This is a genomic window from Paenibacillus sp. GCM10012306 (assembly GCF_042649265.1).
Classification (GTDB): domain Bacteria; phylum Bacillota; class Bacilli; order Paenibacillales; family Paenibacillaceae; genus Paenibacillus_AQ.
The window spans coordinates 1-14,818 of the sequence record NZ_JBHRYW010000019.1 but is presented as its reverse complement, the minus strand read 5'-3'; the positions used below and the strand labels follow the sequence as shown (position 1 = coordinate 14,818).

The 14,818-nt window shown below is 50.7% G+C and carries 11 protein-coding genes; 3 read left to right on the top strand and 8 right to left on the bottom strand.

Annotated elements, in window-relative coordinates:
• Window positions 1-4: 4 nt before the first annotated feature.
• Entirely contained in the window at window positions 5-568 is a 564-nt protein-coding gene (locus ACFORK_RS27090) for a GNAT family N-acetyltransferase (protein WP_379205018.1), read from the bottom strand.
• A 167-nt stretch (window positions 569-735) separates the two neighbouring features.
• The gene (locus ACFORK_RS27085) at window positions 736-1,035 is read right to left on the bottom strand and encodes a hypothetical protein (RefSeq protein WP_379205015.1); all 300 of its coding nucleotides are present in this window, start codon (window positions 1,033-1,035) and stop codon (window positions 736-738) included.
• A 223-nt stretch (window positions 1,036-1,258) separates the two neighbouring features.
• Between ACFORK_RS27085 and ACFORK_RS27080 the strand changes: the two genes are divergently transcribed.
• A complete protein-coding gene (locus ACFORK_RS27080) occupies window positions 1,259-1,738 on the top strand; it encodes a GAF domain-containing protein (protein ID WP_379205013.1) in 480 nt (159 codons plus the stop codon).
• A 95-nt stretch (window positions 1,739-1,833) separates the two neighbouring features.
• Here the strand turns inward: ACFORK_RS27080 and ACFORK_RS27075 are convergent, their stop codons facing one another.
• The 3 genes from ACFORK_RS27075 to ACFORK_RS27065 form a co-directional block, all read right to left on the bottom strand.
• The gene (locus ACFORK_RS27075; protein WP_379205011.1) at window positions 1,834-4,266 is read right to left on the bottom strand and encodes a glycogen/starch/alpha-glucan phosphorylase; all 2,433 of its coding nucleotides are present in this window, start codon (window positions 4,264-4,266) and stop codon (window positions 1,834-1,836) included.
• 76 nt (window positions 4,267-4,342) lie between these two features.
• Window positions 4,343-5,446: a glucose-1-phosphate adenylyltransferase subunit GlgD gene (gene glgD, locus ACFORK_RS27070; RefSeq protein ID WP_379205009.1), complete on the bottom strand. Its 1,104-nt coding sequence runs from the start codon at window positions 5,444-5,446 to the stop codon at window positions 4,343-4,345.
• 24 nt (window positions 5,447-5,470) lie between these two features.
• Window positions 5,471-6,634, bottom strand: a complete 1,164-nt coding sequence (locus ACFORK_RS27065; RefSeq protein ID WP_379205007.1) for a glucose-1-phosphate adenylyltransferase — start codon at window positions 6,632-6,634, stop codon at window positions 5,471-5,473.
• Window positions 6,635-7,098: 464 nt separating this feature from the next.
• Here ACFORK_RS27065 and ACFORK_RS27060 point away from each other — a divergent pair, with 464 nt between their 5' ends.
• A complete protein-coding gene (locus ACFORK_RS27060; RefSeq protein ID WP_379205005.1) occupies window positions 7,099-7,785 on the top strand; it encodes a response regulator transcription factor in 687 nt (228 codons plus the stop codon).
• Window positions 7,782-9,416: a sensor histidine kinase gene (locus ACFORK_RS27055; protein WP_379205003.1), complete on the top strand. Its 1,635-nt coding sequence runs from the start codon at window positions 7,782-7,784 to the stop codon at window positions 9,414-9,416. Before ACFORK_RS27060 ends, ACFORK_RS27055 begins: the two co-directional genes overlap by 4 nt.
• Window positions 9,417-10,424: 1,008 nt before the next feature.
• Here the strand turns inward: ACFORK_RS27055 and ACFORK_RS27050 are convergent.
• The 3 genes from ACFORK_RS27050 to ACFORK_RS27040 all read right to left on the bottom strand — a co-directional run.
• Window positions 10,425-11,405, bottom strand: coding sequence for a glycosyltransferase family 2 protein (locus ACFORK_RS27050; RefSeq protein ID WP_379205001.1), 981 nt, complete (start codon window positions 11,403-11,405; stop codon window positions 10,425-10,427).
• 93 nt (window positions 11,406-11,498) lie between these two features.
• Window positions 11,499-13,778 (bottom strand): ArnT family glycosyltransferase, encoded by a 2,280-nt coding sequence (locus tag ACFORK_RS27045; protein ID WP_379204999.1) that lies wholly within the window; start codon window positions 13,776-13,778, stop codon window positions 11,499-11,501.
• A 675-nt stretch (window positions 13,779-14,453) separates the two neighbouring features.
• Window positions 14,454-14,818: IS3 family transposase (locus ACFORK_RS27040; protein WP_379204997.1), on the bottom strand; the 365-nt coding region annotated here is incomplete at its 5' end.

Below are 14,818 nucleotides of genomic sequence, written 5' to 3'. Positions count from 1 at the left end.
CTCTCTAATAATCTCCTTGCCAGTCCTGACGTAGCAAGGCGTACAAAACGATATCCTGATATCCTGCGGTAGTATGGCGATATTGCCGCAGCAGGCCTTCCCGCTGAAAGCCGAGTGAGGATACTAAGCCTGCCGCCTTGTCGTTCTCCGGATGACACAAGGCCTCAATTCGGTTCAGCCCTAAAGTCTCAAAACCGTAACCCAATACGAGCCCGAGTGCTTCCTTCATGTAGCCTTGTCCCCAGTACGCTGGTGACAGATCGCATCCGATCTCGCCGCGGTAAGCACCGGCCAGCTGCCAGTAATTGAAGCCGCAGCTGCCGATAACTTGTCCGCCGGGCAGCACGATGCACCAGCGCTTGCTCTCTTCCTCCTGCGCCATTTGCAGCAGGAGTGCCACAAGTTCCCGGGTTTCCTCCACAGAGGCTAGCGGTGGAGCCCCCAGCCAGCGAGCCACACTGTGATCACTCCAGATGGCATGTAGTGCAGTCGCGTCATCTATGGACAACGCCCGCAGCCTCACTCTGGTTCCGACTAACTCAGGCGTCTCCTCATTGTGTGACTCCACGCTCTCGCCTCCTCAACTTTACTTATTATACATCAATTTGCAGACTTCTCTTGCAGAAGAGAGGGCATATCCATGAAAATGCTGTATTGCACACAAAAACAGCGTATATAATCAGGCAGCAACTAATGCCCAACTATAGACGCCTATGATTATTATACTTTATCAGATTAATCTGTACTTCCTACCGCCTTAACCGGCCTCAGCACTTCCGTGTAAAGAACCCCCAGCTTGTCCTGTATGGCCTTAAACTCTTCAATACCCGTGCCTGTGATGCTGTAGGCATCATCATGGGCGGTCAGGAAATTCTCTTGAGTCAACCGTTCCAGCTCCTGCTTTACTTCACGCTCAGCCACCCGGTATCCTAATTTCTCCAGCTCAGGCTGCATCCCTGCAATCGTCAGGTCCCTCTCATGTGCAAAATAGAGCATGTGAATTCCTATGAACAAGTTCTGTACATCGGCGCGCATATTCCACTCCTTCCGGCCATGAGCCTTCGATATTTATAAATGCATTACCCTTATGGTAAGCAGCGGAAACATTACCCAGTCACTTTTCAGTCCCAAGACACCGACTTGGTCAAGATTTCATGCCTCATCAGGTTAAGACTTGACGTACCTTTCCGGCTGTACTATGTTGATAGATACAGTTATAGAATTATACTGACCCAAAGGTACAGGAAGGTGATACTTTATGTTTCAGGCTATGCCTTATGATGGAACACGCAGCGAGCAATTCGAGATGGTTCTGACTCAGCTCGTGGCACTCATCAAAGACGAACCGAGTGCGATGGCCAATCTGGCCAATGCCTCAGCACTGCTTAAACACGCTCTGCCGGATACCAACTGGGCCGGTTTCTACTTATTCGATGGCAAAGAGCTGGTACTGGGACCCTTCCAGGGCTTGCCCGCTTGTATCCGTATTCCGCTGGGCCGCGGAGTATGCGGTACGGCTGCAACGGAGCGTCGCACGTTAGTCGTGGACGATGTCCATACCTTCCCAGGGCATATTGCCTGTGACGCTGCCTCCAACAGCGAGATCGTGGTTCCACTGATCAAAGGTGACGAACTACTCGGTGTTCTGGATATCGACAGTCCGCTCAAGGATCGTTTTGATGACGAAGAGCGTCGTTTTCTGGAACGGTTCGCAGCGATCATCGTCGAAGCTATCTAAGGCCTATCGTCTCATTAAGAAACACAACAAGAACGGCTGCACCCTCCCTACCGAGAGGCGCAGCCGTTCTTTTGTTTACTTATCGATTATTGCAACTAGAGCAGCACAGGATGAATGTTCCAAATCTCGGACGCATAACGGCTAATGGTATTGTCACTGGAGAATTTACCGGAATGGCCGATGTTGATGATCGATTTCTTGATCCACTCTTTACGATTGCGGTAAGCCAGGTCAATCTCGACCTGGGTCTCTACATAGCTAGCAAAATCCTTGAGGACGAAAAACTCATCATTGTTATCCAGCAACGAATGATAGATGGTCTCAAATTCCTGAGTGTGATTGCAGAATGGCCCTGGTGTAATCAACTGGTCCAGCACCTCTTTGACCCTGCCGTCACCGCTGTAGACATCACGGGCGTTATAACCGCCATGCTGGTAATAATCAAGCACCTGCTCCGCCCGCAAGCCGAACAGGAACATATTGTTGTCGCCCACCATTTCATGCATCTCCACGTTGGCCCCGTCCATCGTCCCGATCGTTAACGCACCATTCATCATGAATTTCATGTTGCCGGTACCGGACGCTTCCTTGCTTGCCGTAGAAATCTGTTCACTGACATCCGCAGCGGGAATGATCTTCTCCGCCAGGGAAACCGAGTAATTTTCCAGGAAGAAAATCTTCACCTTGCCTTTGATATCAGGATCATTGTTGACGACATCTGCCACGGTATTAATCAGCTTGATAATCCGCTTCGCCAGATGATAGCTTGGCGCAGCCTTGGCTCCGAAGATGAAAGTACGCGGTACCATATCCATCGATGGATTGTCTTTGATCTGATTGTAAAGATGGATGATATGCAGGATATTCAGCAGTTGACGTTTATAGGCATGCAGCCGCTTCACCTGGACATCGAAGATGGAATCTGGATCTACCCAGACACCATGCTTGCTGTGGATATAATCAGCGAGACGGAGCTTGTTGCGGCGTTTGATGCCAGCGATTTGCTCCTGGAAGGAGACATCCTCGCCGTATTTGATCAGCCCGATCATCTCTTGCGGATGATGCATCCAGCGCGTACCGATGGAGTCATTGATCAGACTGGCCAGCTCAGGGTTGGCATGCAGCAGCCAGCGCCGGTGGGTAATCCCGTTTGTTTTATTGTTAAAACGATGCGGATACATCTCGTTGAACAACCGCATTTCACGCTTTTTCAGAATTTCCGTGTGCAGCGCCGCCACCCCATTCACACTGTGGCTGGCGACAATCGCCAAATGAGCCATCCGCACCTGATCATCGTGAATAATTGCCATCTGCGCGATACGGTCCTGATCGCCAGGATAGCGGCTCATCAGCTCACCGCAGAAGCGGGCATTGATCTCCTCGATAATGAGGAAGATGCGCGGCAGCAATTCTTTTACCATCTGCAGCGGCCATCTCTCCAATGCCTCGCTCAGAATAGTGTGGTTCGTGTAAGAGACCATTCGGGTCGTCATATCCCACGCCTGATCCCAGCCAAGCCCCTTCTCATCCATCAGAATTCGCATTAGCTCCGGGATCACCAGCGTGGGATGTGTATCGTTGATATGAAGGGCCACCTTGTTCGGCAGCTCCTCATAGGGCAGATCCAGCTTCCCGAAGGTTCGCAGAATACTTTGCAGCCCTGCGCTACACATGAAGTATTGCTGCTTCAGCCGCAGCAGCTTGCCTTCATACTGCGTATCATCCGGGTATAAGAATTCCGAGATGGATTCAACAGATCGTTTGTATTCCAGATATTTGTGATAGTCCGTTCCGCCTAACACGCCGAGTGTCCGGGACGGCTGCGTAATCGACTCTGCGCTCCAGTTACGCAGTGTGTTCACATGCCTGTGATCAGCCCCGATAACGGGAATATCGTAAGGCACCGCCCGCACAGCTTCGTAATCTTTATGCGTAAAGATCAATTCTCCATCCCTGGCATCCGTCTCTACCTGTCCCCAGAAACGCACCTCCACGGCCTTGTCTTCACGGCGCACTTCCCACACGTTATCCTTCTGCAGCCAGTAATCGGGCAGTTCTACCTGATACCCGTCAACAATCTTCTGCTCGAATAGGCCATATTTGTATCGTATCCCGCACCCATGCCCCGCATATTGCAGGGAAGCCAGCGAGTCCAGGAAGCAAGCCGCCAGACGCCCGAGACCACCATTGCCGAGGCCCGCATCCGCTTCCTCCTCTTCAACATCCTGAAGGGTAAAGCCGAGATCAGCCAGTCCCTCACGCACAATGTTCAGTACACCCATATTCAGCAGGTTATTGCCAAGAAGTCTGCCGATCAGAAATTCCATCGAAAAATAGTAGACCTGCTTATCCTTATCGGCCTTGTACTTCTGGTTCGTATCTGCCCAATTGCTGCCTGCGCGTTCGCGGATCATGCTGCCCAAAATATTGTAGACATCGGCAGTTGAAGCTTCTGCGAGCGGTTTGCCCAAATTTCCGATGAGTCTCTCGCGGAACACTTGTTTGAAGGTTTCTTTATCGTTAAACAACAGTAGGTTCCTCCTAACAATGCTTTTTTAGTAGAACAACCGACAGACAACAACCGGATCTCCCGGCTTCCTTCTGCTAAATCTTGCTGCTCTTGGCAATAACGAACGGACGTTTATGATCTCCGACAAGAATACGTTCCCTGCTGAGATGGACGTCCTTATCCATAATGACATTTTCGATGACGGCATCCTCTTCGATCACACATTTCTGCATAATGACCGAGTTGATAATCCTTGCCCCTTTTCGGACCTGAACGCCCCGGAAAATAATGCTGTTCTCCACCGTGCCGCCAATAATGCAGCCGTTAGCTACCAGAGAATTGCTAACATTTGCGCTCTCCAAATAACGGGTTGGTGCTTCATATTTGATCTTCGTCTGGACCGGATTCTCCCGGAACAGGCTGAAGTAATTGTCCTGCTGGAGCAATTCCAGACTGTTCTTGTAATAGCTCTCCAAAGAATTGATAACAGCATGATAACCGTGGTATTCATAGGCGGCAATCTTGAGCTTGTGGCGCTGCTTCTGGATAACATCCCGGAAGAAATAACTCTCCCCATGGGCGATGCAGTATTCAACCTTCTCCAGGAACAACTCTTTTTCCATAATAAAAATTTCAAGATAGAGGTTGGGGTGGTCTTTCTCGTGGTGAATTTCTATGACATTCTGATCTTCATCGCATTCGATGCGTCTGCACAAATCATGCTCCGGCTGGAGATGCTCGATCTTCTTATAGACAAGCGTAACATCGGCGCCTTTGTCGAGATGATAGCGATAAAGATCCTCAAGGTCGATCGTATTGACGTGCTGGCTGCCCGAGAACACGATGTATTTAGCGGAGGCGCGCTTGAAGAAATCCAGATTGTTGTGGTAGTGTTGGAGGTCACCTAGGGAGGTGTCAGTCGGATCGTTCCAGTCCGGAGGCAAAATAAACAGTCCGCCATGCTTGCGGTTCATATCCCATGACTTTCCGTCGCCCAGATGGTCCATCAGCGATCGGTATTTGCGGCGGACGAACAGCCCGACACTTTCCAGCTCCGCACGCATCATATTGGAAAGCACAAAGTCAATCAGGCGGTAGCGGCTGGCAAAAGGCACGGCTGCGCCGCAGCGGAAATAGGTTAGCTCATTCAGTTTGTCGAGCTCATGATCCAGATTGATTACACCCATCAATTGCTTCATCGGGTTCCACCGTCCTCTACATGGTTATATGGTTTTGGCTGCAACGGAAATACGTTTTTTGCTTCTATCGTCGACCAGCAGAATTTCTTCCTCATTCTCCCGCTGGGTGCCAATCTCCATATAATCCTCAATCACCGTGTTCTCGCTGATGATTGCCTTGTGTATCCGTACGTTCTTACCGATCTTGACCTTCGGCATGATCACCGAATCTGTGATTAAACTGCCCTCACCAATCTCCACGCCGTAAAAGAGCACCGAGTGCTTAACCTCACCATATACAATGCAGCCCTCGTTAATAATGCTGCCGGAGACATTGGCTCCAGGGGCCACATATTGAGCCGGTTGGTTCGGATTGCGGGTAAAGATGCGCCAGCCAGGATCATTGAGATTGAGCGGCGGATCATCACTGAGCAGGTCCATGTTCGCTTCCCAGAGGCTGGTCACAGTGCCCACATCCCGCCAGTAGCCTTCAAATGGATAGGCATAGAGCGACTGGCCGTCCTCCAGCATCAGGGGAATGATGTCCTTGCCGAAATCATGGGAGGAATCAGCGTTTTCCCCATCCTCCAGCAGATGCTGCCGAAGCACTTCCCATTTGAAAATATATACACCCATTGAAGCAAGTGTGCTTTTGGGCTCCGCAGGCTTCTCCTCAAACTCGTAAATTTTGAGATCATCCTCCGTGTTAAGTATGCCAAAACGGCTTGCTTCCTCCAGTGGAACGTCAATCACCGAGATCGTGCAATCGGCTCCCCGCTCCTTGTGGTATTGAAGCATCGCGTTGTAGTCCATTTTATAAATGTGGTCACCCGAGAGAATCAGCACATGCTCAGGGTCAAATTGATCCACAAATTTGAGATTGCGGTAAATCGCATCCGCCGTCCCCCTATACCAACTGCTTCCGTTCTCCCGCTCATGCGGCGGCAACACAAACACCCCGCCGTTCTTGCGGTTCAAATCCCAGTCACTGCCTATGCCAATATAAGAGTGCAGTACAAGCGGTTCATATTGCGTGAGCACCCCCACCGTGTCAATCCCTGAATTGGAGCAGTTGCTCAAAGGAAAATCAATAATGCGATAGGTTCCTCCAAAATAAACAGCGGGCTTGGCAAGTGATTTGGTCAATCCCTTCAACCTTTTCCCTTGGCCTCCTGCCAATAGCATGGCTACCATTTCTTTTTTCTTCATGGAAGAGCCTCCCTTGACTTATGGGTATCAAAGCTTCTGCAGTAAACAAGGTTGAGTGATTAAGAAGTGGAATGGATAGAATGACGATGAAATCAAAATTCCAGAAAGAAGTGAAACAGAAAGAAATGAGCTAGATAGGAACTTAGACAAGGTTACAAACGGGGAAACGGAGTCGTTCAAATGGCCTACCTTGACTGGAGAGGGCTCTCCATACCGGGTAAGTTATTCTTATTGTAAATTGTTCGATAGCCTGCCGTCAAAACCCTTTCTCACAGGAATTAAAAATAAGAAACTATAACCCTATTGGCTATTAAGCACATGAATTTCTTATCCTATTGATTAAACATTATGCAGCACATTGAGGAATTCAGTCTTCCTTAGGGCATAGCAGCATGTGCCGCATCTTCAGCAAACGTTCAAAAAGTTGTGGCATAATAGAGTATCAGAATGTTGGAGGGATCGGAATGAAAGCTACCCCAGGCGTCAGGCTGCTGCTTGTTGATGATGAACCGCATATTCTGCAGTTTCTGGAACTTGGTTTGATCAATGAAGGTTTTGAAGTACGAACGGCTCCTGATGGGTTGACCGCTATTGCTGAAGCCGCTGATTTCAAGCCGCATGTAGCTATCCTGGATGTCATGATGCCGGGAATGGACGGTTTCGAGGTGTGCCACTATCTGCGTTCAGAAGAGAATGATATCGCGGTAATTATGCTGACCGCCAAAGACGAAGTCGATGACCGGGTCAAAGGGCTGTCTATTGGTGCGGACGACTATATGATCAAACCGTTCAGCTTCGAGGAGCTGCTGGCAAGAATACAGGCCCGGCTGCGCAACCAGTTCCCTGGCCTGCTGGGCGAAGTACGTCTTGGTCCTTTCCGTATTGACGGAAGGGGCAAGGAAATTCGTTTTCGCGGCGAGGTGCTGGAGCTGTCACCCACCGAATATGAACTGCTGCAATATCTTGTAATGAACCATGGTCTCGTTCTCAGCAAACCCATGATTTTGGACAAAGTATGGGGGTATGATTTTGGCGGAGAGGAGAATATCGTAGAGGTGTATATCCGTTCCCTGCGTGAAAAGCTGGGCGATAAAGAACATCGGATTATCCGTACTCTGCGCGGTGCCGGCTACCGGGTGGATCTGGAATGACCGGGCCATCGCGTAAGAGGGGCAATATTGGAGTGGCAGCAAGTGGACAAAGCAGACTTCGCACGATATGGGATCGTTTTGCGCCCCGTTCTCTCCGCAAACAGTTGCTCTCCATTTCGCTGCTGATCCTGTCCTTGCTGCTGCTGCTGATTGGTGTGCTGCAATATATCCTGATGCGTAACTTCACCTATACGAACAGGGCGGAAGCTATGGAAACCCAGCTGCGGTCCGTTCCGCGTGAGTTTTTCTTTAATTTCCTGAATTATTCGTTGCGAGATGAGGCCGGTACAAACAAGCCTAATGAGAATTTTGGCGGCGGGAGCGGCGGCCGCTTCGATACCAACGTTCCGGGCGGGGGCATGATATCCGGACCCGGCAATCCCCGTTACGGTACAGGGCGGCCGCTGTTGCTGGACGCCCATGCGACTCTTGCCATCTACAGTTCGGATGGCACTTTCAAGGATTTTCAGCAGGACACACTGTCTACGGCGGCCGCTCCCAGATTAACCAACGAAGAGTATCAGGAATTGATGAGGCGGACACCCGATCAGGCCACGGGCAAATATAAGCTGATCAACGCCGAAGACGGCAGCGAGCATCTGGCTGTCTTCATGAATTTGGGCAGGCCAGGAAATACAAGGCTGCTGCTGCAAATGACAGTGGAAACGGGCCCACTGAAGGATGTCATCCTCCAGCAACTGCTCATCTTTGCTGCCTTGTCCCTGGCAGCTTTGCTGGCCGGCTTGTTCTTGTATCTGCCCGCGCTGCGAAAGACGCTTGTCCCCCTGTCCAATATGGGGGACGCCGCACAGCGCATCGATGCCGGTAACCTGGATGTGCGGTTCCCGGTATCTCAGGGGCAGATGGAGATCGACAAGCTGTCCCGGTCGTTCAACGCGATGCTTGAGCGTCTGGAGATCTCCTTCCGCAACGAGCGGGAAGCCAAAGAGCAGATGCGGCGCTTCGCCGCTGATGCGTCTCATGAGCTACGGACTCCCTTGACCTCCATCCACGGCTTTCTGGAGGTTCTGCTGCGCGGCGCTGCCGACAACAGTGAGCAGCTGTACAGCGCGCTTAACAGCATGCACGGGGAATCGAAGCGGATCAACAAGCTGGTGGAGGACCTGCTGCTGCTGGCCCGTATGGATGGCGCACCGCAGCTGCGCCTGGCAGATCTTGAGCTCGGCGGCATCCTGGAGGAGATGAAGCCCGGTCTGCCCGTGCTGGCCGGGAACCGCCGGGTCAGCTTCGATATCTCCTACGGCATCCATGGCCTCTATGATGCCGATAAAATCAAACAGGTGATCCTGAACCTGTTCCACAATGCAGTGCAGCATACGGATGACCAGGAGGGCGTCATCCGCATCTCGCTGCATGCCGAGGGGCCGCGGGCCGAGCTGACCGTGAGCGACAATGGCTCCGGCATTACTGCCGAGCATCTGCCCCGCGTCTTCGACCGCTTCTACCGCAGCGACTCCTCCCGGACCCGCAAATACGGAGGGTCCGGGCTGGGCCTATCGATCTCGAAGTCCATCGTCGAAGCCCATGGCGGGGACATCAACGTCACCAGTATTCCGGGTGTAGAAACAGTCTTCAAGGTGTCTCTTCCTTGTGTGCAAGGAATGTCTTAATAGTAGGCATGCACGTTATAATAGCAAGCACCGGACAGGCGCCGGAACTTGCTATTTTTGTTGTCTACTCCGAATTAAAGAACGCTGAGAACCCGCTTCATATTTTGCACAGGTAGGCTTCATAAATATCTTTCTGAAAAAGCATTTACTACTCGTTATGCAACCTTACTCGTAAGCATAGCCCCTATCCATCCAACATTGGTTATCTCTGAGAATCTGAAATTCAAGGTATTAGACCCGAAAGATGATCGGATGAATTTGAATCATACACCGATCCTGTCTTAATAGATTAAGAGAATAAGGAATGTATCCGCGTTCCGTTAGAAGGGATTTTGACTCTATTTTACGTGGAAGGCAAATGGCTTGTGCAGGGAAATAAGTTTGGCAAAGCTGCTTTTCAAAAACAACTATAAATAAACTGTGTTTATAGTTGGGGATCGGTTGGGGGGTTGGGGATCGGTTGCGGACTGGTTGGGGATCGGCTGTAGTCGAGATTTAGTCAAATTCAACACCTATAACGGGATTTTCTCCTGTTAATTCGCCGTCACACCAGAAAGCATATTCAATAACTGGAATTTCTCCAGTTATTATTGGCCTTGAGCGGTCATATCAGCGAATTACAGATAATTAACAGGAGAAATTCCTGTTAAAAAATAAAAAACAGGATTTCTCTCCGAATTAACTGGAGAAAATCCTGTTACTGAAGCGGGAATGCCCACCGATGGAGATGGTATACTTGTCACGTTTATCAGGAAAGTCCTGTTACCGAAATGGGGATGCCCGCAGCCCAAACATTCGCTGCAAGAGCATCCCCTATTTTAGTAAAACGAATAACGAAGCAACAAAGATCTTCTAGTCCATCACCTGGAAGACGCTTCCTTCCTTCCTTCCTTCCTTCCTTTCTTTCTGCCTTTCTTTATCCGTTTCCTACTCCCTTACTTTCTCCCCTACTTCCCTTCTTTCTCCCTTTCTTACTTTATTCCGTTCTCCTTACTTCCTTCCGGAACGTTATTTGTTCAACTGAATCTTGCGTTTCTCCTGAACAGCCTGTGATGGGCCTCCGTATACTTCCTCCACGATATACAGTGGACGCCCTTTGGTCTCATCGTAAATGCGGCCCACGTACTCGCCGAGAATACCGAGCATGACCAGTACGAACCCGTTGAACGTCAAGCTGATGCCGATCATTGATGCCCAACCTTTAACCACTGAATCTGTGAAAATAGCCAGGTACAGCACATACATCAAGTAGAAGAAACCAGCAGCTGACAGTACCCCGCCCAGATACCCTGCCAGCTTCAGCGGCTTGTACGAGAAAGAAGTGATTCCGTCCAGGGACAGCTTGATCATGCGCTTCAACGGGTATTTGGTCTCACCAGCAAGGCGTTCGTCGCGCTCGTATTCAATAGCTTTCTGCCGGAAGCCGACCCAACTGACGAGTCCGCGTACAAAACGATTTTTCTCGGGCAGACGTTTTAGCTGATCACAAACCTTACGGTCAATAAGGCGAAAATCACCCGTATCTACCGGGATCGATATATCAGTAGAATAGCGAAGTACCCGGTAAAAGAGGCTTGCCGTCCATTTTTTGAACAACGATTCCCCATGTCGCTTCACCCGTTTGGCGTACACCACATCGTAGCCCACTTTCCACTCTTCTATCATCTCCAAAATTAGCTCCGGCGGGTCCTGAAGATCCGCGTCAATAATCACAATCGCATCGCCCTGGGCATAATCCATGCCTGCCGTAATCGCCACCTGATGCCCAAAGTTGCGGGACAGGTCGATCAAGCGGACGCTCTCATCCCAGTGGCTGTACTCCTCAATCATTTCTGCGCAATGGTCAGTGCTGCCATCATTCACGAAAAGAAGCTCGTACGACTCGCCCGTTGTGCCCATTACTTTTTTGATTCGCCGGTACGTCTCCTGAATGACTGCTTCCTCGTTAAACATCGGTATGATAATGGAATAGCGTATAGTTACACTCATGGACGCTACCTCCTTTACTGGGAAATGGTCAAGCACGCCCGGTACCTCACAGACCACAGCGTGCTTGCCTTGTTATGGTTAAAAGCCATTCTGTTACTTCAAGGTGACCTCGTATAGGGTTCCGGTGTTGGCGGCTGTACCTGCTCCCTGCCAGTCCGCCGCGGGTACCTCGGTTCCATTCTCGGTAATCCAGGTTGTAAGTTCGCTATTTCCGCCACGACCGCCGCCTATCCCGCCGCCGGAAATGAGGAAATATTTCACCTTCCCACTCTCTACCAATGCCTTCAGAGAGTCGGGCGTGTAGACCTGGTCAGAGGCATTAAATCCGTTAAGAATTACTACGGAAGCATTTTTATCAATGATATAAGGTCCGGCTGTCCCATAATCCATTGTCGCGAACAAGTATTGTTCGCCGGAATTATGCTCCTCCAGATAAGTCAGCAAAGCTTCGTTGACTCCTTCACTACCGCGCTCACCGAAGCCGCCCTTACCACCTCCAAAGTTGCCCGGAACACCACCGAAGTTGTCTGCACCGCCGCCGAAATTACCCGCGCCACCACCAAAATTGCCTGCACCGCCACCAAAATTACCCGCGCCGCCACCGAAGTTACCTGCGCTACCACCGAAGTTACCCGGAACACCACCAAAGTTGCCCGCAGCGTCACCTATTGCATTTGGATCGTTGCCACCGGGAATGAAACCAGCGTTCATGCGCATACCGCCCGGGCCGGAGTTGCTATCAGGTCCCGCTGCCGGGGTCATGCTGTTGGAACCATAGGCAATCGGCGTTACTGCCCAGTAGAGGGGACCGATCAACAGCACCAGCAGCCCGGCAACCGCCGTTGTATGCACGAATGATTGCTCTCTGCCTTTGAAAATAACGAGCAACAGGGTCGCTAGGATGCCCGCAGCCAAAATCCCGATGGACCAGCCGCTACCGATGGTGCTGTCATAAGGGTGTAGAATATACCACTGCAAGGCCATCGTGGCCAATATGGCTACCGGAAGCAGCCAGGAGCGCCAGCCGGAGTGCTCACGGTACTGACTCCATAATTGTTTCCAGCCTGCGCCGGCCAATGCAGCAATCGGCGGAGCCATCATGATCAGGTAATACTGGTGGAAGAACCCGGCGATGCTGAAGAAGCCCATTACTGGCACCAGCCATGCCAACCAGAAAATTGCCTCTTTATGCTGCTGCGTGAAGTTTCTTCTACGCAGACTAGCGAACAGCCCAATACAAGCAACCGCTACAAGCGGCAGCAGCCAGCTAGCCTGGCCAGACAGGTCGGACTGGAATAGCCGCAGCGGTCCGGGCGTACCTGTGTGGAACATCCCACCACCGCCGCCGAATCCGCCTTGACCTCGCTGGCCCCGATCCCGTTGTTGCCCTTCGGGGTCCATGCTGCCTATTCCACGGGCGCCATTCGCCCCACGTCCGCCCATGCCGCCCATCCCGGACCTGCCGCCGTCCGTCCCGAACGCGTTGCCATTGCCTCCGTCAGGCACTTCACCGTTCCATGCAGGCATCCCGTTACCGTTCATGTTAGGCACGCCACCGCCACCAAACGCAGCACCGGTGCTGCGATCCCCCGTTAGCCGGGAGACGCCGTTATACCCAAACGCCAGATTGAGCACGGAATTGGTACCACTGCTTCCGATAAAGGGACGCTTATCCGCCGGGATAGCATCGACGATTACCGCCCAGGACAATGAAACCACAAGCATGACTGCTGTGCTTGCTGCCAGCACACTTGTCTTTCGCTTCCAGCCCACCTTGGCTGCCAGCAGATAGAACAGGATGAATGCCGGAAGCACCATGTAAGCCTGCAGCATCTTTTCATTGAATCCGACCCCAATCAACGCGAAAGCGGCAAGAAGACTGCCCATACGATTACTCTTAGTCCCTTTAAAAAGAAACCAGACTGCCAGCAGCAGCGTGAATACCAGCATCGCATCAATATTGTTCGTGCGGCTAACCGCCGCAGCTACCGGCGTCGAAGCCATCACCAGTGCGGCAATACGTGCTGCGTTAATACCATAGGTTGGCTTGACCAGCAGATACACTAACAGAACTGAGCCAACACCCGCCAGCGCCTGCGGCAAAATCACACTCCAGCCATGCAGCCCGAAGATCAGGGCAAAGAGGCTCTGAATCCAGAATGTTACCGGCGGCTTATCCACCGTTACCGAACCTGCCGAATCCAGGGAAGCAAAAAAGAAATTATGAAAGCTCTGCAGCATGCTCCCTACGGCTGTTGTGTAATAGGTATTAACATAATGATCATTCCAAATGCCATAGCCATACAGAAATGCTGCCAGGAGCAGAATAAAAGGCAAAACTAGATCCGGTCCCTGCTTTTTGATCGTTGACATACGTCCCCCACACTCCCATCGCTCTTGAACTTCATCTTGCGGTATATCGCTACTTCGTTTCGATGTTCCTTGTTCCGCAGATGTAGTATCGCATCCGTACCTTAATGGACAATGAGTGCTGGCTGAATGTTTGCTGAATAACATTTTCAGGGACGTTGCAACGTTGGCAATATCTGAACAACTACATTGACTGCACACTGCAATGACTGCACACTGCAATGACTGCAATAGTTGCAATAGTTGCAATAGCAGAACGCAAAAAAGCCCCACTGCCCTTTTTCGGGCGAGCGGAGCTTCTTTGCTAATATTTTTATTCCTCTGTATCTATAAGCCGAACAAAAGCGAAGATGAGAGAACGACGAAGTCTGGAGCTGTGGGCGCAAAGCGCTTCCCTGAAAGCTTTCCACAGGAAAGCTAGCACCGGAACATAGACTATCGACAATTTTCAACCACTAGAAGCGTAGAGGCGGGATATTCCCCCTGACCTGTCGTCTAAACCGTGAAAAAGAGGGGCTTTTTCCCAACTAACAGCATTTTTGCACCTTATTTTTCTTCAATATAGGTGAATTAAGGAAATAAGGTCATTATTGTATCTTAATTTTCGAAAAAGCACGCTGGACGGGGGATTCTGGCAAATTTAAGGTACAATTGGACCTCTGTCAAGAAAGTGGACAGTCACGCAACGGATTTTTTATTAAATTGCTGTGCAAAGCGAGCGGGAGAAAGATACCCTAGCGCGCCATGTATTCGTTTGCGGTTGTAGTAAAATTCAATGTACTGAAAAATGGCATTGTAAGCCTCTTCCTTGTTTTTGAAACGGGGGTTACAGTAAATGAGCTCTTTCTTTAAAATACTGTGCCAAGACTCGATGCAGGCGTTATCGTAACAGTTTCCTTTGCGACTCATACTGGATTCCATCTCGTAGCTTTTCAGTTGTTCGACATAATCCTTAGAAGTATATTGAGAACCTCGGTCGGAGTGGTGCAAGAGCTCTTTGCCTGGTCGCTTCGCTGCGTAAGCAGCCCGAAGGGCGTCCAAAA